Source organism: Massilia sp. 05N420 (assembly GCF_056397205.1).
Genome location: NZ_JBFTMX010000188.1, coordinates 1 through 435 on the forward strand (window position 1 = coordinate 1; position 435 = coordinate 435).

The 435-nt window shown below is 65.1% G+C and carries 1 protein-coding gene; it reads right to left on the bottom strand.

Annotation, left to right across the window (positions count from 1 at the left end; translation table 11 throughout):
- On the bottom strand, positions 1–389 hold a 389-nt coding region (locus tag AC1DIX_RS27900), incomplete at its 3' end, for a LysR family transcriptional regulator (protein WP_477328602.1).
- Between the last annotated feature and the right edge of the window lie 46 nt (positions 390–435).

The following is a 435-nucleotide window of genomic DNA, read 5'->3' on the forward strand; positions in this document are numbered from 1 at the left end:
GGGCGGTATTCGCCACCCATGATGACGGCATCGAGCTCCGGATGCTGCAACAGCGGCTCGGCGACCGCCATCGGCACGATATCGATCTCGGTATCGCCAAGCGCCCTTTGCAGGCTACCGATGCGCGGCATCAGCCACCAGATGCCGAAGGCAGATGGAACGCCGAGACGGAGCCTGCGGCTATCGTCCTTCTGCAGGTCACCGGCGGCATGCTGCAACAGGGAGAAGGCCGCCGTTGCCGCTTCGGCAAAAGCCCTGGCCCGGTCGGTCGGCACGAGGCGGCGACCTTCACGGGTGAAGAGCTTCTCGCCGAAATAATTCTCGAGCGCCGCGATCTGCAGACGCACCGCGCCGCGCACGACACCGAGCTCCTCGGCAGCCCTGAGCACGCTGCCCCGACGGCAGACGGCTTCGAAAGCTCTGATTGAATTGAGT